General features: G+C 44.9%; 16 protein-coding genes. 9 read left to right on the top strand and 7 right to left on the bottom strand.

All coding sequences use genetic code 11. From position 1 onward, the window contains the following. Positions 1-37: 37 nt before the first annotated feature. Positions 38-2,437 carry a penicillin-binding protein 1B gene (gene mrcB / locus ED652_RS03245; RefSeq protein WP_122053482.1) on the bottom strand — a complete coding sequence of 800 codons (2,400 nt, stop codon included), beginning with the start codon at positions 2,435-2,437 and terminating at the stop codon, positions 38-40. Beyond that, positions 2,434-4,932: an ATP-dependent helicase HrpB gene (hrpB, locus tag ED652_RS03240; protein WP_122053481.1), complete on the bottom strand. Its 2,499-nt coding sequence runs from the start codon at positions 4,930-4,932 to the stop codon at positions 2,434-2,436. The genes mrcB and hrpB overlap by 4 nt, the downstream gene beginning before the upstream one ends. Before the next feature lie 34 nt (positions 4,933-4,966). Between hrpB and sfsA the strand changes: the two genes are divergently transcribed. The 7 genes from sfsA (at position 4,967) to panC (ending at position 11,052) form a co-directional block, all read left to right on the top strand. Next, positions 4,967-5,710, top strand: coding sequence for a DNA/RNA nuclease SfsA (sfsA, locus tag ED652_RS03235; protein WP_102513031.1), 744 nt, complete (start codon positions 4,967-4,969; stop codon positions 5,708-5,710). Positions 5,711-5,845: 135 nt separating this feature from the next. Beyond that, positions 5,846-6,292 carry an RNA polymerase-binding protein DksA gene (gene dksA / locus ED652_RS03230; RefSeq protein ID WP_017108728.1) on the top strand — a complete coding sequence of 149 codons (447 nt, stop codon included), beginning with the start codon at positions 5,846-5,848 and terminating at the stop codon, positions 6,290-6,292. A 147-nt stretch (positions 6,293-6,439) separates the two neighbouring features. Then, a complete protein-coding gene (gene gluQRS / locus ED652_RS03225) occupies positions 6,440-7,315 on the top strand; it encodes a tRNA glutamyl-Q(34) synthetase GluQRS (RefSeq protein ID WP_065110812.1) in 876 nt (291 codons plus the stop codon). A 183-nt stretch (positions 7,316-7,498) separates the two neighbouring features. Then, the gene (gene pcnB, locus ED652_RS03220) at positions 7,499-8,854 is read left to right on the top strand and encodes a polynucleotide adenylyltransferase PcnB (RefSeq protein WP_017106901.1); all 1,356 of its coding nucleotides are present in this window, start codon (positions 7,499-7,501) and stop codon (positions 8,852-8,854) included. Continuing rightward, on the top strand, positions 8,851-9,336 hold the full coding sequence (gene folK, locus ED652_RS03215; protein WP_017106900.1) for a 2-amino-4-hydroxy-6-hydroxymethyldihydropteridine diphosphokinase: 486 nt from the start codon (positions 8,851-8,853) through the stop codon (positions 9,334-9,336). The genes pcnB and folK overlap by 4 nt, the downstream gene beginning before the upstream one ends. Before the next feature lie 22 nt (positions 9,337-9,358). Next, a complete protein-coding gene (gene panB, locus ED652_RS03210; protein ID WP_017106899.1) occupies positions 9,359-10,153 on the top strand; it encodes a 3-methyl-2-oxobutanoate hydroxymethyltransferase in 795 nt (264 codons plus the stop codon). Between the two features lie 8 nt (positions 10,154-10,161). Continuing rightward, positions 10,162-11,052: a pantoate--beta-alanine ligase gene (panC, locus tag ED652_RS03205; RefSeq protein ID WP_017106898.1), complete on the top strand. Its 891-nt coding sequence runs from the start codon at positions 10,162-10,164 to the stop codon at positions 11,050-11,052. A gap of 112 nt (positions 11,053-11,164) precedes the next feature. Here panC and ED652_RS03200 read toward each other — a convergent pair whose 3' ends face one another. From ED652_RS03200 to ED652_RS03190, 3 genes are all read right to left on the bottom strand, one after another. After that, positions 11,165-11,935: an ABC transporter permease gene (locus ED652_RS03200; protein WP_122053480.1), complete on the bottom strand. Its 771-nt coding sequence runs from the start codon at positions 11,933-11,935 to the stop codon at positions 11,165-11,167. Between the two features lies 1 nt (position 11,936). Next, positions 11,937-12,854 (bottom strand): ABC transporter ATP-binding protein, encoded by a 918-nt coding sequence (locus tag ED652_RS03195; RefSeq protein WP_017108724.1) that lies wholly within the window; start codon positions 12,852-12,854, stop codon positions 11,937-11,939. Between the two features lie 320 nt (positions 12,855-13,174). Beyond that, positions 13,175-14,806: a SulP family inorganic anion transporter gene (locus tag ED652_RS03190; protein WP_170960678.1), complete on the bottom strand. Its 1,632-nt coding sequence runs from the start codon at positions 14,804-14,806 to the stop codon at positions 13,175-13,177. A 286-nt stretch (positions 14,807-15,092) separates the two neighbouring features. On the opposite strand from ED652_RS03190, the gene can reads away from it, so the two are divergent. Beyond that, on the top strand, positions 15,093-15,752 hold the full coding sequence (gene can, locus ED652_RS03185) for a carbonate dehydratase (RefSeq protein ID WP_017108722.1): 660 nt from the start codon (positions 15,093-15,095) through the stop codon (positions 15,750-15,752). 95 nt (positions 15,753-15,847) lie between these two features. Here the strand turns inward: can and hpt are convergent, their stop codons facing one another. Continuing rightward, a complete protein-coding gene (gene hpt / locus ED652_RS03180) occupies positions 15,848-16,378 on the bottom strand; it encodes a hypoxanthine phosphoribosyltransferase (RefSeq protein WP_010435974.1) in 531 nt (176 codons plus the stop codon). Between the two features lie 335 nt (positions 16,379-16,713). Here hpt and ED652_RS03175 point away from each other — a divergent pair, with 335 nt between their 5' ends. After that, positions 16,714-17,319: a LuxR/HapR/OpaR family quorum-sensing transcriptional regulator gene (locus tag ED652_RS03175; protein WP_017108721.1), complete on the top strand. Its 606-nt coding sequence runs from the start codon at positions 16,714-16,716 to the stop codon at positions 17,317-17,319. Positions 17,320-17,608: 289 nt separating this feature from the next. On the opposite strand, the gene lpdA is transcribed toward ED652_RS03175, so the two are convergent. Further along, positions 17,609-19,036: a dihydrolipoyl dehydrogenase gene (gene lpdA, locus ED652_RS03165; protein WP_017106891.1), complete on the bottom strand. Its 1,428-nt coding sequence runs from the start codon at positions 19,034-19,036 to the stop codon at positions 17,609-17,611. Between the last annotated feature and the right edge of the window lie 118 nt (positions 19,037-19,154).

The raw sequence follows: 19,154 nt of genomic DNA, 5'->3' as shown, positions 1-19,154 counted from the left end.
CTTTAAACTATCCTTGTCATTCTTTTCTGTTACGACTTTACCACTGAAAAAGCTTTTTTAGCCACTGTTTTGGTTGACTTTCACAGCCCTTTTTAATATTTCCACTCTCATCCCATACGGGTAATTTAACGGCACCATCGCAGTCTAACTCTAAAGCCCCTTCAGGCGTTCGAGTAAAGCTGGCTGTTACGATTCCAGTTGGCCAAGGCAACAATAACTGCTCTGGCGTTCTATGCTTCAGATAATCGGCATAGACACGTAACGCCCCACTAGAGCCGGTTAATTTGGTCGGCTTATTATCATCACGCCCTAGCCAGATGGTTGTCACTTCACGGCCATCAACGCCAACAAACCAACTGTCTCGGCTATCATTACTGGTACCCGTTTTACCGGCTAATCCTGCCCATGCAAACTGACCTTGTAGAAAACGTCCCGTACCTTCCGACACACCACGCTTCATTGCATAAGTCGTTAGCCAAGCCGCTTGCTGGTCAACGCTTTGTGATACACGAGGAATCGACTGATACAGAACCTCTCCCTCATTATCAATAACCGAACGAAGCGCGGACAAAGGTGCGATACGGCCAGAGTTGGTAATGGTTTGGTACATCTGAGCGACCTGAAACGGTGTCAATGAGAATGAACCCAAAAACATCGACGGTACCGGGCGAATCTCATTTTTATCAACCCCTAGCTTTCCTATCGTATCCGAAACGCTATCAATGCCTAACTGCATCCCTAAACGAACGGTGGGGACGTTATAAGACTTAGAAAGCGCCACATACAAGGGGACATCTCCGCGGAACTTGCGGTCAAAGTTTCTCGGGCTCCACACACTGCCTTTACTACCTTTCAAACTCAGTGGTGTATCCATCAAAGTTGTCGCCAGTGTGTACTTCTGGGGTTGTTCTAATGCTGTTAAGTAGATCGCTGGTTTAACCAAAGAGCCAATGGGACGACTGGCATTCAAGGCTCGATTAAAGCCGTCGTAGCCAGTGCGTTTACCACCGACCATCGCACGAATTTCACCAGTATTTCTATCCACAGCAATCGCGGCAGCTTCGAGCTTGTTGCCTGCTGTTTTCGATAAATCAGGTACCTTGCGAGCAATCGACTTCTCTAGCTTATCTTGAGAAACCGGATCTAGAGAAGTAAAAACTCGAATGCCTTTCTGGGCTTCAAATCGGTCGCCTACATACTTCTTAAGCTCAATGTTTACTTGCTGGAAATAAGCTGGCTGACGGCTAGCTATTCGTGGGTTGTCTTGAATATCCAAATCACGACTCGCCGCTTCTTCGTATTGTCGCGAGGTTAATATGTCTTGTTGCATCAATAAGCGAAGAACCAGGTCTCGTCGGGTCTTAGCACGTTCAGGGTAACGAACGGGGTTGTAATACGAAGGTCCTTTGACCATACCGACAAGCAGTGCGAGCTGATCGATACGGAGTTCTTGAATCGGTTGACCGAAGTACAAGCGAGACGCTAAACCGAAGCCATGAATCGCTTGCCCACCATTTTGCCCGAGGTATACCTCGTTTAAGTAAGCTTCTAAGATACGGTCTTTGCTGTAACGATGATCCAAGATAAGCGCAATGTAGGCTTCACGAACCTTACGCCACAATGTACGTTCACTGGACAGGAATAGGTTTTTTGCCAACTGCTGGGTCAGCGTACTGCCACCTTGTACCGTTCGCCCGGCTTTAACGTTAACGACCATTGCACGAGCGATTGCCAGTGGCGACACACCGTCATGTTGATAGAAGTTTCGGTCTTCGGTTGCTAATAAGGCATCAACCATCACTTCTGGGAATTGATTACGTTTTAAGAACAAGCGCTGCTCGTCGTTACTTTTCTCAAGCATGCCAAGCATTTTAGGTTCAACACGCAGATACCCCATATCGCCTTTCTTCTCTAGCGACTGAATACGAGTTAACTCGTTACCGTTGAAATGCAGCATCACATGACGATCCGCTTCCGGTCCATCGACAAACTCGAACGGACGACGAATCATTTCAATCTTGGTTGAAGAAGAGGAGTATTCGCCCGGGTGACGAGGTGCGTTCACCTTACGATAATTAAGCACATCGAGCTCATTCTTAACCTGCACCAAACTCACCGGAGTTCCCGGAGACAAGTCTAGCACTCGCGCATAAACCACGGTTGGCAAATCAAACAGCTGACCTTCAAAGCGCTGTTTGACTACAGAATCAAGATAAATACCGACGAACAACAGCAATGCCGCGAGCGCTAAGCCCGCTTTCCAAGAAATTCCCCACAGGATCTTCAACCAACCTCTTTTGCCAGATTTCTTAGATTTAGGTTTGGTCTTTTTCGCAGCCGCTCTTGGTTTTCTTGGCTTGGGTTTGGTGGCTGGTGACTTCTTTGCTGGCGCTTTTTTAGGTGGTGCCTTTTTTGGCGTTAACATTTTGGTCATCATCGATTCAACTGTCGTTTGGTTTTAGTGGTTGCTACATGGTTAGCAGGGTCATCCGGCCAAGGATGTTTTGGGTATCGGCCTTTCATCTCTTTTTGTACTTCTTTATACGCGCCAGCCCAAAAGCCAGCTAAATCTTGAGTAATTTGCAGTGGTCGCTGTGCTGGAGAAAGTAGCTCAAGCACCACTTTCTTACGCTCTTGCGCGATCAATGGCGAGTCTTGTTCACCAAAGACTTCCTGCATTCGCACTGAGATCACTGGTTCAGACTGATATTGATAACGAATGGCCTTCTTACTGCCGGTCGGCATCACATAGTGCGTTGGTAACCATTGGTCTATTTCTTGATTCAAAGGCCAGCCAAGATAAGCAGACAATGCCTGTTCAATCGAAACGCTCGCGAGCCCTTTTGCCGACTTAATGCCATTCAAATACGGCGATAGCCACTCATCAAGGTGTTCAACCAAACTCGTGTCATCCATCGCTGGCCAATCATGCTCAGGCATCCAAAGCTGTGCACAGCGTACACGCTCAACCAACTGCTTAGCCGAAGGTGTCCAATGTAAGCGATCCAATCCACATCGAGCGACATAATTGAGCAGCGCTTGGTTTACCTGATTCGCATCGGGATCGGGTAAAGCTTTGGTGCTGATAATCAACTTGCCCAGAGACACTCGCTGCTCAGCAACTAAACGGCCACGTTTCTCATCCCAATCGGCGTAATCGGAACGCACAAACAATTTTGTAAATTCAGCTTCTAGCTGCGCAATATCAACCGCGGTGGCTAAGAAAATTTTACTGGCTCGCCCTGTGCTGCGCATCAAATCAATCACTACGATATAATCATTGTTCGCCAAGGGATCATCATCACGAACCTCAGCGCCGTGGCCATTCGCCAGAAGGAAAGCACTGCTGGTCGCGCCTCTCACTTGTGCAATCCGGTCAGGGAAGGCAAAACAAAGCACTAATGGTAGCAATGATTCGTCAGCTTGTGACAAATCTAAGTGATGATTGAGTTTGCTAGAGAGACTTTTCGCTCGCTGCATCACTACGCTATTTTTCGAGTGTTTTCTTTGCTTCAGTCGATGCAACGAATGTTGAATATCCGTCACGTTACGTTCAGGTTCTTCGAGCAAAGCGGCAGCGACAATTGCGACATTCAACAAGGCTTGGCTGTTTTGTTGCGCTTTGATCAGCATACTGGCGATCCGTGGCTCAATACCTAAGCGCTGGGCTTGCTTTCCGACTGGAGTAAATTGCCCATTACTATCTAATAAATCAAGATCTTGTAACAGTTCTGTCGCTTGATCAATCGATGCCTGTGGCGGAACATCTAACCAATGAAGCTCATCGGCACAGCTTGCTCCCCATTGCGTCAATTCAGCCACCAACGAAGAGAGATCAGAATGAAGTATTTCAGGTTCAGGAACGGATGGTTGTTGCATCAACTGTGTTTCACTGTACAAGCGAACACACAAGCCCTCTTCGATTCGCCCTGCACGACCCGCTCTTTGTTCTGCTGAGGATTGTGAGATTTTTACTTGCTCAAGTTTGGTGATTCCAGTTTTAAGATCGAACTTTGCTACTCGCTCCAATCCCGAATCAACAACTAAGCGAATACCCTCAATCGTCAAAGAAGTTTCCGCGATATTGGTGGCTAACACCACTTTTCGGCGACCTTGCTTTGACGGTGCAATGGCTCTCTGTTGCTGTTCAAAACTCAACTGGCCATACAACGGACACACATCAATACCACTAGCAAGTTGTCCAAGCTGTGATTCCACTTGTTTTATCGCCGAGACACCCGGTAAGAAAGCCAAAAGTGAGCCCGATTCCTTCTCTATCAGAGATTGAATCACCTTTGCCATTTTAGGTACTAAATATTCATTAGAGCCTAACGGCTGATAACGGAAATCGACAGGGAAAGTACGGCCTTGTGATTCAACATACTTGGCATCAGGCAACAAAGATTGCAGCGCTTGTTGATCTAACGTCGCCGACATCACCACCACTTTTAGATCATCACGCAGCGCTTCTTGGATCTCTAAACTAAACGCTAATGCAGTATCGGCATGAATGCTGCGTTCGTGGAATTCATCAAAGATCACCATGTCCACACCTGTCAATTCAGGGTCGCTTTGGATCATTCTGGTCATGATCCCTTCAGTGACGATTTCCAGACGCGTTGCACTACTGGTTTTAGATTCACCACGAACTCTAAAACCAATGCTCTCTCCCACCTTCTCTCCCAGTTGACTCGCTAAGTAAGTGGCAATATTCCTAGCCGCTAAACGCCTTGGTTCGAGCATGATAATTTTCCCTTTAACAGCATTAGTTTTAACCAACTGCAGAGGGAAAAACGTTGACTTACCCGCACCGGGAGCAGCCTTTAGAATAAGTTGAGTATGTGCTTCTACGCCAGTGAGCAGATCTGGCATCACAGCTTCTATGGGCAGTTGTGGCAATGGGAGAACCTTGTGGTGTAATGTTGGCAACATTGTACATAAAAACCCACTTGTCTAAATAAGTAATATGCACTTCAATCCCCCTTTAGAGCCAGCGACTCTTATTAAACGCTATAAACGTTTTCTTGCTGATATCACATTGCCTGACGACAGTGAGCGCACGATCCATTGTGCGAACACGGGAGCCATGACTGGCTGCGCCACACCCGGTAACACGGTTTGGTATTCAACCTCAGATAATGCAAAGCGAAAATACCCAAACAGTTGGGAGATCTCAGAAACAGATAAAGGTCATCGAATTTGTGTAAATACTGCGCGAGCGAACCAACTGGCAGTGGAAGCAATTGAAAATAAGACTATAGTTGAACTCTTAGGCTATGACGCTTTACGAACTGAAGTGAAATATGGCAGTGAGAATAGTCGAATTGATATTCTGCTGGAAGACAGTGAAAAGCCACCTTGTTATATCGAAGTAAAAAGTGTCACTTTGCTTGATGAGCAACAAACGCCAACTAAGCAAGATACCTCAACCAAAGGACAAGGCTTTTTCCCTGATGCGGTCACCACCAGAGGCCAAAAACACCTGCGTGAACTCACAGAAATGGCAGAATCTGGAAATAGAGCCGTACTTTTATTCACTGTTTTACATTCAGGTATTGAAAAAGTATCTGCAGCACACCATATAGACGCCAAATATTCGTTATTACTAAAACAAGCACAAGACGCTGGGGTTGAAGTGCTTTGCTATAAAGCAGAGCTCAGCAGTACTCAAATACAACTAAAACAGGCTGTTGAATTTATCAATAGCTAGACAAAGATGATGAAGTAATCACTTTGACTACAAGTTTGGATAAGAGTATTTGCCAGAACCAGATCTTTCTGCTATAGATACCCGCCTTAAAATTAGCTGCTTTGCAGTTGACTAGGTGTAAATAGGAGATGCTGTATGCCAGAATCTAAGAAAAAAGCGCTAGGCATCCTAGCCATCGCAGGTGTTGAACCGTACCAAGAAAAGCCAGGTGAAGAGTACATGTCACCTGAGCAAACGGAACATTTTACAAAAATTTTAGCAGCTTGGCGCAACCAGCTCAGGGAAGAAGTTGATCGTACTGTGCACCACATGCAGGACGAAGCAGCGAATTTCCCAGACCCAGTTGACCGTGCTTCTCAAGAAGAAGAGTTCAGCCTAGAGTTACGTAACCGTGACCGTGAGCGTCGTCTTATCAAGAAGATTGAAAAGACACTAGATAAGATTGAAGAAGATGATTTTGGCTTCTGCGATTCTTGTGGTGTTGAGATCGGCATTCGTCGCCTTGAAGCTCGTCCAACAGCTGACCTTTGTATTGACTGTAAAACACTTGCAGAGATCAAAGAGAAACAAATGCAAGGTTAATTCTTGCTGATGTAAAAAAGGGAGCTTTCGCTCCCTTTTTTGTTTGTATTGAAAGCTATTTTCAACATGCGCTATCTCATTGTCATCAAATAGCTACCAATACCAACAAACGGTTACTGTTGTTCTATCTAGACTAGGTTTTCACTCATGAGTTATATCGGGCGCTTTGCACCATCACCGTCAGGTCCTCTTCATTTTGGCTCACTGGTTGCCGCACTCGGCAGCTACTTTCAAGCGAAATCAAACCAAGGACAATGGTTGGTTCGTATGGAAGATCTTGATCCACCGAGAGAAATGGCTGGCGCCGCAGATCTCATTCTCAAAACTCTTGAGGCTTATCATCTATTTTGGGATGGTGAAGTGGTGTATCAAAGCCAGCGTCATGATTTGTACCAAGCTCAAATAGATGCATGGGTAGCCGATAACCAAGCCTACTATTGCCAATGCACCCGTAAACAGATCAAAGCCCTTGGCGGCTTTTATACTGGGACTTGCCGCAATGCTGCGTTAATGGATTCAGGTGACCAAGCCGTTCGCTTACGTATGGCGCACCCTATTGAATCGTTTACCGACATTCGCCACGGTGACATTCATATACCGAAAGCACTGGCTGAAGAAGATTTCATCATTAAGCGTAGAGATGGCTTGTTTGCTTACAACTTGGCTGTTGTGCTTGATGACATCGACCAAGGCATTACAGAGGTTGTGCGAGGAGCGGATTTGATTGAGCCAACAGGCCGTCAAATTAGTTTATATAAAACACTCAAACAAAAAACCGTCAGTTACTTGCACTTACCATTGGCAACCGATGGCTTGGGTAATAAACTGTCAAAACAAAATCATGCAACTGCGATAGATCTCGACAATCCGAAACCGACGCTAATTAACGCGATGCGATTCTTAGGTTTTGATATCACCGAAGCCCTTTTGAGTGCTTCTATTGACGAGATTTTGTTTTGGGGCTGCCAGCAATGGAGCATTGCTCAATTACCTGATAGTTTACAAAAAGAACACCGTGATTAACCCGAGTTCAGAGCTAAATAGCAAAAACGACACATAAAAATGCCATAACCAACAACTGTGGTTAAGCAGACGATGTTCTCAAATGGCTCGCGCTAAGCTATTATTAGCCGCAATTAAACTCTGCACTACCACTTTGGACTAAGAGAAAAACAAAGTTGGCGATACCTACTTTGTTATAAACTAATGAATACAAACGACAATACCCCAAGCGAACAACGCGGATTCCACGAATTAGCACTGAATATTTATACTCGTCAAGAGCACAATATTTCACGCAAGCAGATCAGCGACAACGCACTAAAAGTATTATATCGCCTAAATGGGGCGGGTTTTGATGCATTTTTAGTCGGTGGTGGTGTGCGCGACATCTTATTGGGTTCTCAACCAAAAGATTTTGATATCGCAACCAACGCTACGCCAGAACAGATCAAAAACCTGTTTAGAAACTGCCGCCTAATTGGCCGCCGTTTCCGCTTGGCACATATCATGTTTGGTCGCGACATCATCGAAGTTGCAACTTTCCGTGGTCACCACCAAGAGCCATCGAAAAACGTTTCTGCGCAATCTGATGAAGGCATGTTGCTACGCGATAACGTGTACGGCAATGTTGATGAAGATGCAGAGCGTCGTGACTTCACTATTAATGCGATGTACTACAACATTGCAGACTACAGCATTCACGATTACGCGGGTGGTGTGGAAGATTTAGAAGACAAGCTGATCCGCTTGATTGGCGACCCTGAAACTCGTTACCGTGAAGACCCAGTACGCATGCTACGTGCTATGCGTTTCGCCGCTAAACTGGATTTCGATATTGAAGAAGATACTGCCGACCCAATCGAAGAGTTGGCACACCTTCTAAAAGATATCCCAGCTGCGCGCCTTTACGAAGAATCACTTAAGTTGCTGCAATCAGGACACGGTTTAGAAACTTACCACTTAATGCGTGAGTACAATCTATTCCAACAGATGTTCCCAGCCGTGGCTGAGCACTTCACTGAAGGTTATGATTCTCATACCGAGCAGATGCTTGATTTAGTACTCGATTCAACTGACCTTCGTATAGACGATGGCAAGCGAGTAAACCCAGCCTTCATGTTTGCTGCAATTCTTTGGTACCCAATGAATAAGCTAGCGGACAAGCTAGTCGCTGAACAAGGCATGGCGCACTACGATGCAATCATGGAAGCAAGTAACATCATCCTTGATCAGCAAGTAAAGTCGATTGCTATTCCTCGTCGTCACACCGCGACTATTCGTGAAATTTGGCAGCTGCAAGTTCGACTTCCACGTCGCAACGGTAAACGTGCTGTACGCCTAATGGAACTGAACAAATTCCGTGCAGGCTACGATTTCCTAGAAATGCGTGGCGAAATCGAAGGTGGCGAAACCAAAGAGTTGGCAAAATGGTGGGAGCGTTATCAAACAGCCGGTCGCAATATGCGCCAAGCTATGGCTAATGACGTTGCCGCACCATCAAAATCAGGTCATCGTCGCCGTAAGACTTACCGTAATAAAAAAAGTAAGCAATCCGAATGATAACGGCTTATATTGCGGTCGGCAGCAACCTTGCCGACCCAGTTAGCCAAGCAAATTTGGCTATCGAAACACTAAAAAGCCTACCGCGATCAACGTTTATTGCGACCTCCAAGCTATATAGTAGCACTCCGATGGGGCCGCAAAATCAACCCGACTACATCAACGCGGTAGTGGCAATCCAAACCGAATTAACGCCAATTGAACTGCTTGATTGCACTCAAAAAATCGAGTTAGAGCAAGGGCGTGTCCGTAAAGACGAACGTTGGGGACCAAGAACCTTGGATCTCGACATTGTGCTATACGGCAATGAGGTGATCGATTCAGAGCGCTTAACCGTTCCTCATTATGGAATGAAAGAACGAGAGTTTGTACTCTACCCGCTTGCTGAAATCGCACCAAGTTTACAACTCCCTGATGGGACTGAGCTGAACGAACTACTCAAAGTAGTCGATCAAAATGGGCTCAATGTTTGGCAACAATAGCCAAGCGCATTAAGGAAACCCAATGAAAAAAGTAACCATTAACGACCTTATCAAGTGCAAACAAGAAGGCCGTAAATTCGCGACGTCGACAGCTTATGATGCGAGCTTTGCTCAATTATTCGAAAGCCAAGAGATCCCTGTATTACTTGTCGGTGATTCACTAGGCATGGTTTTACAAGGCCAAACTGACACATTGCCAGTGACAGTCGACGAAATTGCTTACCACACTCGCTCAGTGCGTGCTGGTAGCCCAAACTGTCTTCTTATGGCTGATATGCCGTTCATGAGCTATGCCACACCTGAGCAAGCTTGTGAGAGCGCTGCAACCATAATGCGTGCTGGTGCAAACATGGTTAAAATCGAAGGCGGAAGCTGGTTGGTTGATACCGTGAAGATGCTAACAGAGCGCGCGGTTCCCGTTTGTGCTCACTTGGGGTTAACACCTCAATCAGTGAACATCTTTGGTGGTTACAAAGTTCAAGGCCGTGACGACGAACAAGCGGACAAAATGGTTGCTGACGCTCTAGCTCTGCAAAATGCTGGCGCTCAAATCGTATTACTTGAATGTGTTCCGGCATCATTAGCCAAACGCATCACTGAAGCTTGTGATGTACCAGTGATTGGTATTGGCGCAGGCAACGTTACCGATGGTCAGATCTTAGTGATGCATGACATGTTCGGTATCTCTGCGACTTATATGCCAAAGTTCTCTAAGAATTTCTTAGCTGAAACAGGCGATATGCGTAAAGCCGTCGCTCTATACAAAGAAGAAGTAGAGAGCGCGCGTTTCCCTGATGAAGCTCATACAATAGCTTAGGAGTTACTATGCAAACTTTTGCTGAAATAGCGGCTCTTCGCGAGCAGATTAAACAGTTTAAGCGTGACGGACGTACCGTTGCTTTTGTACCAACAATGGGAAACCTTCATGAAGGCCACCTGACGCTGGTAAAAAAAGCGCGTGAATTAGCAGACATTGTTGTGGTGAGCATTTTTGTTAACCCAATGCAGTTTGACCGTGCGGACGACCTGAACAATTACCCTCGAACGTTAGAAGCTGATTTAAGCAAACTAACAGGCGAAGGTGTTGAGCTTGTGTTTACTCCAACGCCAGAAGTGATGTACCCAGATGGACTAGACAAACAGACGTTTGTTGAAGTACCTGGCATTTCGCACATGCTTGAAGGGGCATCTCGTCCAGGCCACTTCCGTGGTGTGGCAACGATTGTTGCTAAGCTATTTAATATCGTTCAGCCAGACTTTGCATGCTTCGGCGAGAAAGACTTCCAACAGCTTGCGGTCATAAGTCATATGACGACGGATCTTGCTTTAGATATCCAAATTATCGGCGTACCAACCGTTCGTGAGATGGATGGACTTGCGATGAGCTCTCGCAATAGCAATCTGACTATCGACGAGCGCCAGCGCGCACCTGTGCTTGCTCGCACTATGCGTTGGATCAGTAGTGCTATTCGTGGCGGCCGTGACGATTACGCATCTGTCATTGAAGACGCAACCGACCAACTTCGTGCTGCAGACCTGCAACCTGATGAGATTTTCATTTGCGATGCTAAAACGCTGCAAGCCATTACTTCAGAATCGACTCAAGCGGTAATCTTGATGTCAGCTTTCTTAGGTAAGACTCGTCTTATCGACAACCAAGTTCTCGATTTGGTCACGGAAACGAAAGAAGAAGTGAAAGAAGAAACAGCGGAATAATCGCTCTCTTCTCGAAATGCGAAACAAAAGCACAAAACGCAGAACATAAAAAAGGTCGATGTAATATCGACCTTTTTCTTTGCCTGTCATTCCAAGACTTACAAGGAAGACATTAGCTACGTAAGCCGATGCCCTTTGTCACTAGGTAGTGAGCAACGCCATACAGCGCTACGATAAACACACCCAATACAGCAAACGACGTCACAATACCAACATCAGACACTCCCAAGAAGCCATATCTGAATGCGTTAACCATGTACACAATTGGGTTCAGTTTCGACACACCTTGCCAAAATTCAGGCAATAGACTGATCGAGTAAAACACCCCCCCAAGGTATGTTAACGGTGTCAGAATAAACGTTGGGATAATAGAAATATCGTCGAACGTGCGTGCAAATACAGCGTTGATTAAGCCACCCAGAGCGAACACAATCGACGTTAGAAATACAGTCGCAATAATCACGCCCCAATGATCAACTTGCAAGTCGACAAAGAAAAGCGATACGAATGTGACTATGGTACCCACTAACAAGCCACGCACTACACCGCCCATCACGAAACCAGCAATAATCACATAGTTAGGAACTGGCGCTACAAGCAGCTCTTCAATGTTCTTCTGGAATTTGGCACTAAAAAACGACGAAGCGACGTTAGAGTATGAGTTGGTGATCACCGACATCATGATCAAACCCGGCACAATATATTCCATGTAACTAAAGCCGTTCATTTCACCGATACGAGCACCAATTAGGTTACCGAAAATGATGAAGTAAAGCGTCATAGTGATCGCAGGTGGAACCAGAGTTTGCACCCAAATTCGAGTGAATCTGTTCACCTCTTTGGTCAACAAGCTACAAAAGGCTGTCCAATATAATTTATGCATATTACTTGCTCCCCTCACGCACGATGCTCACAAATAGCTCTTCTAGACGGTTCGCTTTATTACGCATAGAAAGGACTTTTACCTGTTGCTCTGTCAGTTGAGCAAAGATAGCGTTCAAACCTAGGTTCTTGTCGATTTCGATCTCTAGCGAACCATTGACCATTACTTGGCTATTGACGCCATCAAGCTTAGGCTCTGCAGTGCCCTCTTCAAGATCAAGAATAAACGTCTCAGCACTTAACTTACCCAGCAGCGATTTCATGGTCGTATTCTCAATCAACTCGCCACGGTTAATAATACCGATATTGCGACACAGCATTTCCGCTTCTTCTAGGTAGTGCGTGGTCAAGATAATGGTAATGCCCTGCTTCTCGTTGATCTCTTTCAGGAATTCCCACATAGAACGACGCAGCTCAATATCAACACCCGCTGTTGGTTCATCAAGGATCAGCAAATGAGGTTCATGCATCAGTGCGCGAGCAATCATCAAACGACGCTTCATACCACCAGACAAGTTACGCGCACGTTCGCCACGTTTTTCCCACAAATCGAGTTGAGATAGGTACTTTTTCGCGCGTTCTTTAGCCAGAGTTTTAGTCACGCCGTAATAACCCGCTTGTTGCAGCACAATCTGCTCAACGGTTTCGAACGGGTTAAAGTTAAACTCTTGCGGTACTAAGCCCAAGTTCTGTTTCGCTAACTCCAGATCGGTATCAATGTCGTAACCGAACACCTTAACCTTACCGGATGTTTTGTTGACCAGAGAAGAAATAACGCCAATGGTCGTAGATTTACCCGCACCATTTGGACCAAGAAGCGCGTAAAAGTCGCCTTTTTTTACTTGTAAACTGATGCCTTTGAGAGCCTCAAAGCCCCCAGCATAAGTTTTTCTTAATTGCTCAATTTCTAATGCATACATAGAGATAGACTGCCATTTGCGATAGATAGATGTTGATGACCGAGTATGAGGAAGAGAGTGAAACTTAAAACGAGCTAGTTGAACCTAACTCAAAACTTGTTTACTCGGCCATTTTGCAAGCAAGTTTATCGTTGATTAACGATTAATACAAATGCCGAGTGAGAGTTTCTTTCGAAAGCGAACAAGGATATTAGCTATGTGAAAACCAATTCAGTGTTCAGTAAACATAAAAATGCCGTTAAGTTATTCACTTAACGGCATTAATCACAAATACTAGATTTGGCGTCTATAACTGATTCATGTCAGATTATTGCTGAAAATTAAACTGACTCAAATTGATGTTCATCTCTATCAACATAGCTTGTTGCAGCTGTCAGGGCTTCATATCTGAATCGATAGGTGTTGGATTCCGGCACAAGATCAAGCACGTGGAATTTCTCTAGTTGTTGACGGGTATTCTCGTTTGGACACAACAGATAAACCTCACATTCAGCATCGAGGGCATCTTTGATTGCGTTTTCTAACGCGAGGCCGACCGTCACATCAATCATTGGCACATCCGTCAGATCTAAGATCATCGCTTCGTAATCAGAGATGCTTGAGTGCTGACGCGATATCGCCTTCGAAACACTAAAAATCATCGGTCCAGAAAGATAGAAGAACAACACCTTACCGTTAGCGGTATCTAGCAGCTGACGTTCGCTGTCCGTCAGCGGGATATCGTCTTCGTCATCACCATCACTGATGGACTTTACTTGTCTGGCTTGTTCACGACTCAAACGTTCAATAATCAGGATGTTCGATATAAAGACACCAAGACCAACTGCAATTATCAAATCAACAAATACAGTAAGGAGCATCACGCCATACATCACACCCATGCCTGCATAACTCACCTTGTGAGCACGCTGAATGAAACTCCAATCTAGAATATTGAAGCCGACATACATGGCGATACCCGCAAGCACAGCCATTGGGATCGGTTCGGTCAAACCACCCGCGACTAATACAACTAACGCTAAAACTAGCGCTCGAATAACACCAGAAAGCGGTGAACGAGCCCCTACTTGGATATTCGTTACTGTGCCCATGGTAGCGCCTGCGCCCGGCAAAGCGCCGAACAAGCCAGAAATCATATTGGCGATACCCTGTCCGCGAAGTTCCTTATCAGAGTCATGCTCTTTACGGGTTAATGAGTCCCCTATCACCGCGGTAAGCAGCGTATCGATACAACCTAACGTACCCAGCACCAAGGCATCGATTACCATGGTTGTGAACAGTTCAGGGCTAATCGTTGGAATAACTAAAGAAGGTAAGCCAGCCGGGATTTCACCAATACGACGAATAGAATCCGTATCGAAGATAATGACCGATAATAAGGTCACAGCAACTAGGGCAACCAATTGTGCAGGAACATACTTGCGGTATTTAGTAGGAAAACCAAAAAGGATACCGAGCGTTAATACCCCTAAAAACAGCTCGCTGAATTTCAGATTTGCCAGCGTATCGGGAAGCGCCGAAAGCGTCCCCATCACCCCACCAGATGGAGCTGCGTGTCCTAACAATGGAGACAGTTGCAAGATAATCAGAATAACGCCAATACCCGACATAAAGCCGGAGATCACGCTATATGGCATCAAAGTAACGTATTTACCGAGCTTTAATGTCCCAAGTAATATCTGGAATGCACCCGCCATCATCACGACGGTAAAGGTCATTGCCATTCCAGTTTCAGGATATTTAGCGACCATGCTGGTCATCACCGCCGTCATGATCACCGTCATTGGTCCGGTAGGCTCTGAGATCAAACTGCTGGAACCGCCAAATAATGCTGCAAACAGGCCAACCATAATGGCGCCCCATAAGCCCGCTTCCGCCCCCGCTCCAGAAGCAACACCAAATGCTAACGCTAAAGGCAGTGAGATGATGGCTGTAGTGACACCGCCAAACATATCTCCTTTGAGATTGATATCCGCAAAACGACTTCCAAACAAAACACACCTTCCTGATGATGAAATGACAAACCTTATTACTTTAACAAATGAGTCTGTAACACAGAAAGTGTTAATTCAATCACATTATTAATGTCTTATAACCAGATGCTAGCTTCTACGCTAAGTTAATGATTTTAACAGCTAGAACACGTCAGATGAGTGCGAGTTGACACAGTTTTTACGAGATTGAATTTGTAACATTGTGTATAGTTATAACTCTTAATTAAGGGACGTAAGACGCAAAATGCCAGAGATTAAACAGCTTTTTGAAAACAACTCTAAATGGTCTGAAGAAATTCGATCTCAAAGACCAGAGTATTTTACAACGCTTGAAGAGGGTCAAAACCCTGGTTTCCTATGGATCGGCTGCTCTGATAGCCGTGTACCGGCCGAGCGTCTCACTGGTTTGTATTCTGGCGAACTGTTTGTTCATCGAAATGTCGCTAACCAAGTGGTTCATACCGACCTAAACTGCCTGTCTGTTGTGCAGTACGCCGTAGATGTACTCAAAGTTAAACACATTATTGTTTGTGGCCACTACGGCTGTGGTGGTGTTAATGCGGCGATTGATAACCCTAAACTTGGTCTAATCAATAACTGGTTACTTCACATCCGTGATAATTACCTAAAATACCGTAAGCAAATTGAATCTCTGCCTCGTGAACAATGGGGTGACAAGTTATGCGAAATTAACGTTGCAGAACAAGTCTACAACCTTGGTAACTCAACCATCATGCAAAGCGCATGGGAACGCGGACAAGATATTGAAATCCACGGTGTGGTTTATGGTATTGGTAATGGCAAGCTACAAGACCTTGGCGTTCGTTGTTCAAGTAATGACACGTTAGAAAATAGTCACTTAGATGCGCTTGATAAAATCCTATCGTCTCCAATTCTTGGTTAATTATTAAGGTTTAAACCTTATCGTTTAGTCACTAGATATAAGAAAGGCTCGCATTGTGCGAGCCTTTTTGTTTGTCAGTCTTAACAGAGTAATAATTACTCTTGAGGTACAACTTTACCGATGTACGGTAGGTGACGATACTTTTGAGCGTAATCGATGCCCACACCAACAACGAATTCGTCAGGAATTTCAAAACCAATCCACTTAGTATCAACAATCACTTCACGGCGAGAAGGCTTGTCTAAAAGAGTACAAATCTCGATAGATTTAGGACCACGTAGGCTTAGAATCTCTTTCACTTTAGTCAGAGTGTTACCTGTATCGATAATGTCTTCTACAAGTAGAACGTCTTTACCTTGGATGTCGTCATCAAGGTCTTTCAAAATACGCACGTCACGCGAACTTTCCATGCCGTTGCCGTAGCTAGATGCGGTCATGAAATCAACTTGGTGAGTTAAATCGATAGCACGAGCAAGATCCGCCATAAAGACAAAAGATCCACGTAATAAGCCAACTAGAACTAGATCTTCACTACCGTTGTAATGTTCCGTGATCTGTTTACCTAGTTCATTCACTCGATCCTGAACTTCTTGCTCGGAGATCATGACTTCAACTGTATGCTTCATACTGCTCTCATTTTATTTGGTGATTGCGACAAGTGTAGACAGTTTGTCATTGGTGCCGCTCAATTTTGTGAGTAAGTCTAGCATTGCTCAAATACCCACACCACCTTCTGGTTCGAATTTACTCATACATTCTCAACGAAGTGTGCGCTGATGCCTTGTTCAATAGTCGCTTCCTTTCACATCAATCCTGATCACGCTTTATGGATCAAGTTTGATGTAACTGCCTATAAAATAAGCTCAAAGGATTGACCATTCGCATATGCACCATTACACTCATCTTGGCTTAAATAATAATAAAATCATTAATATAAAAATTCGTTGGCAAGGAAAATAAAATGGACTCAATATCTAAGAGACCTAGAACTAGGCTTTCACCCCTAAAAAGAAAACTGCAATTGATGGAGATCGCTCTTGAAGTTTTCTCTCGTCGTGGCATTGGCCGTGGCGGTCATGCAGACATCGCAGACATTGCTCAAGTATCAGTTGCAACTGTATTTAACTACTTCCCAACCCGAGAGGACTTGGTTGATGAAGTACTTAATCACGTAGTTCGCCAATTCTCTAACTTCCTTTCAGACAATATCGACTTAGATATTCACGCAAAAGAAAACCTACATAATATTGCGACTGAAATGGTGACGTTAGTGGCTCAAGATAGCCATTGGTTAAACGTATGGTTTGAATGGAGCGCTTCGACTCGTGATGAAGTGTGGCCTCTGTTTGTAACCACTAACCGCACTAACCAGATGTTAGTACAAAACATGTTTAGCAAAGCGATTGAACGCGGCGAAGTTTGCGACGATCACGATCCTAAACATCTTGCCAACCTATTCCACGGCATTTGTTACTCGCTATTCATCCAAGCGAAACGTGTAGATACGCAAGAAGAACTTTCGACCTTGACGGATAGCTACTTGAACATGTTGTGCATTTATAAGTAGATTCGAGATTCGAGATTCGAGATTCGAGATTCGAGATTCGAGATTCGAGATTCGAGATTCGAGATTCGAGATTCGAGATTCGAGATTCGAGATTCGAGATTCGAGTAAATAATTTAAGGGTTGGCCTAAGCGGTCAACCCTTTTTTGTAGAATGGAATGGCTCTTCGTATCCCGAAGCGCAGCGTACTCGCATCTCGGAGTGAAACGTTCCTGTTCCTTACTTCAGACATAAAAAAGCCGCTGACGAATCAGCGGCTTTTAAAAACATTAGCGAGTGGCTAAAGAAGAATTACTTCTTCTTTTTTACTGCTTTTTTGTTTGGAAGGTCAGTGATTGAACCTTCGAATACTTCCGCAGCAAGACCAACAGACTCGTGTAGAGTTGGGTGAGCGTGGATAGTAAGTGCGATATCTTCTGCATCACAACCCATTTCGATTGCTAGGCCGATTTCGCCAAGAAGTTCACCACCGTTAGTACCAACAACAGCACCACCGATTACGCGATGAGTCTCTTTATCAAAGATCATCTTAGTCATACCGTCAGCACAGTCAGAAGCGATTGCACGACCAGAAGCAGCCCAAGGGAAAGTAGCAACTTCGTAGTTCAGGCCTTCCGCTTTCGCTTCTTTCTCAGTCTTACCTACCCAAGCAACTTCTGGCTCAGTGTACGCAATTGATGGGATTACTTTAGGATCGAAGTAGTGCTTCTTACCAGAGATAACTTCAGCAGCTACGTGACCTTCATGCACACCTTTGTGAGCAAGCATTGGTTGACCAACAACGTCACCGATCGCGTGGATGTGAGGAACGTTAGTACGCATTTGCTTATCAACATTGATGAAACCGCGCTCATCAACTTCGATACCCGCTTTTTCAGCGTCGATAAGTGCACCGTTTGGAACACGACCGATAGCAACAAGAACAGCATCGTAGCGCTCAGCTTCAGCTGGTGCTTTTTTGCCTTCCATTGAAACGTAGATACCGTCTTCTTTCGCTTCAACTGCAGTCACTTTAGTTTCAAGCATTAGCTTGAACTTGTTCTTAATTCGTTTAGTGAAGACTTTAACGATGTCTTTATCCGCAGCAGGGATAACTTGATCGAACATCTCAACAACTTCAACTTTAGAACCTAGAGAGTGGTAAACCGTACCCATCTCAAGACCGATGATACCACCGCCCATGATAAGCAGTTTTTCTGGTACTTCGTTTAGTTCTAGTGCATCCGTAGAATCCCAAATACGTGGGTCTTCATGTGGGATGAAAGGAAGTTTGATTGGGCGAGAACCCGCTGCAATGATTGCATTATCAAAGTTAATTGTTGTCGTTTCTTCGCCAACAACTTCGATGCTGTTAGGACCAGTAAACTTACCGAAACCGTTAACAACAGTAACATTACGCATCTTAGCCATACCGCCAAGACCGCCAGTCAGTTGATCAACTACTTTGTCTTTCCAGATACGAACTTTGTTGATGTCCGTTTGTGGCTCGCCGAATACAACGCCGTGCTCTGCCATCGCTTTTGCTTCTTCAATTACTTTAGATACGTGAAGAAGTGCTTTTGATGGAATACAACCAACGTTTAGACATACACCACCAAGAGTGCTGTAACGTTCAACTAGTACTGTTTCTAGACCTAAATCCGCACAACGGAATGCCGCTGAGTAGCCAGCAGGACCTGAACCAAGTACAACAACTTGGGCTTTAATTTCTTTGCTCATTGTGACCTCTTGTAGTCATTATCCCTAACAGGCTGAGTAGATGTTCTTAAAATTATTGGGCTTTCAAACAGGAAACATTTTACAGAGATGTTAACAGTGTGAAAGTAGCTTTAAGTTA

The sequence above is a fragment of the Vibrio sp. Evd11 genome (genome assembly GCF_900382755.1).
In the GTDB taxonomy this organism is placed as follows: Bacteria; Pseudomonadota; Gammaproteobacteria; order Enterobacterales; family Vibrionaceae; genus Vibrio; species Vibrio lentus.
The sequence above is the reverse complement of the archived record's forward strand: the minus strand, read 5'-3'. Positions and strand labels throughout refer to the sequence as shown.

Coding starts and splice junctions, on each gene's coding strand:
- ED652_RS03200 (WP_122053480.1), bottom strand. CDS start 11,935: ATGCATAAATTATATTGGACAGCCTTTTGTAGCTTGTTGACCAAAGAG.
- panB (WP_017106899.1), top strand. CDS start 9,359: ATGAAAAAAGTAACCATTAACGACCTTATCAAGTGCAAACAAGAAGGC.
- ED652_RS03190 (WP_170960678.1), bottom strand. CDS start 14,806: ATGTTTGGCGGTGTCACTACAGCCATCATCTCACTGCCTTTAGCGTTA.
- folK (WP_017106900.1), top strand. CDS start 8,851: ATGATAACGGCTTATATTGCGGTCGGCAGCAACCTTGCCGACCCAGTT.
- hpt (WP_010435974.1), bottom strand. CDS start 16,378: ATGAAGCATACAGTTGAAGTCATGATCTCCGAGCAAGAAGTTCAGGAT.
- hrpB (WP_122053481.1), bottom strand. CDS start 4,932: ATGTTGCCAACATTACACCACAAGGTTCTCCCATTGCCACAACTGCCC.
- can (WP_017108722.1), top strand. CDS start 15,093: ATGCCAGAGATTAAACAGCTTTTTGAAAACAACTCTAAATGGTCTGAA.
- panC (WP_017106898.1), top strand. CDS start 10,162: ATGCAAACTTTTGCTGAAATAGCGGCTCTTCGCGAGCAGATTAAACAG.
- sfsA (WP_102513031.1), top strand. CDS start 4,967: ATGCACTTCAATCCCCCTTTAGAGCCAGCGACTCTTATTAAACGCTAT.
- ED652_RS03195 (WP_017108724.1), bottom strand. CDS start 12,854: ATGTATGCATTAGAAATTGAGCAATTAAGAAAAACTTATGCTGGGGGC.
- ED652_RS03175 (WP_017108721.1), top strand. CDS start 16,714: ATGGACTCAATATCTAAGAGACCTAGAACTAGGCTTTCACCCCTAAAA.
- lpdA (WP_017106891.1), bottom strand. CDS start 19,036: ATGAGCAAAGAAATTAAAGCCCAAGTTGTTGTACTTGGTTCAGGTCCT.
- gluQRS (WP_065110812.1), top strand. CDS start 6,440: ATGAGTTATATCGGGCGCTTTGCACCATCACCGTCAGGTCCTCTTCAT.
- pcnB (WP_017106901.1), top strand. CDS start 7,499: ATGAATACAAACGACAATACCCCAAGCGAACAACGCGGATTCCACGAA.
- mrcB (WP_122053482.1), bottom strand. CDS start 2,437: ATGATGACCAAAATGTTAACGCCAAAAAAGGCACCACCTAAAAAAGCG.
- dksA (WP_017108728.1), top strand. CDS start 5,846: ATGCCAGAATCTAAGAAAAAAGCGCTAGGCATCCTAGCCATCGCAGGT.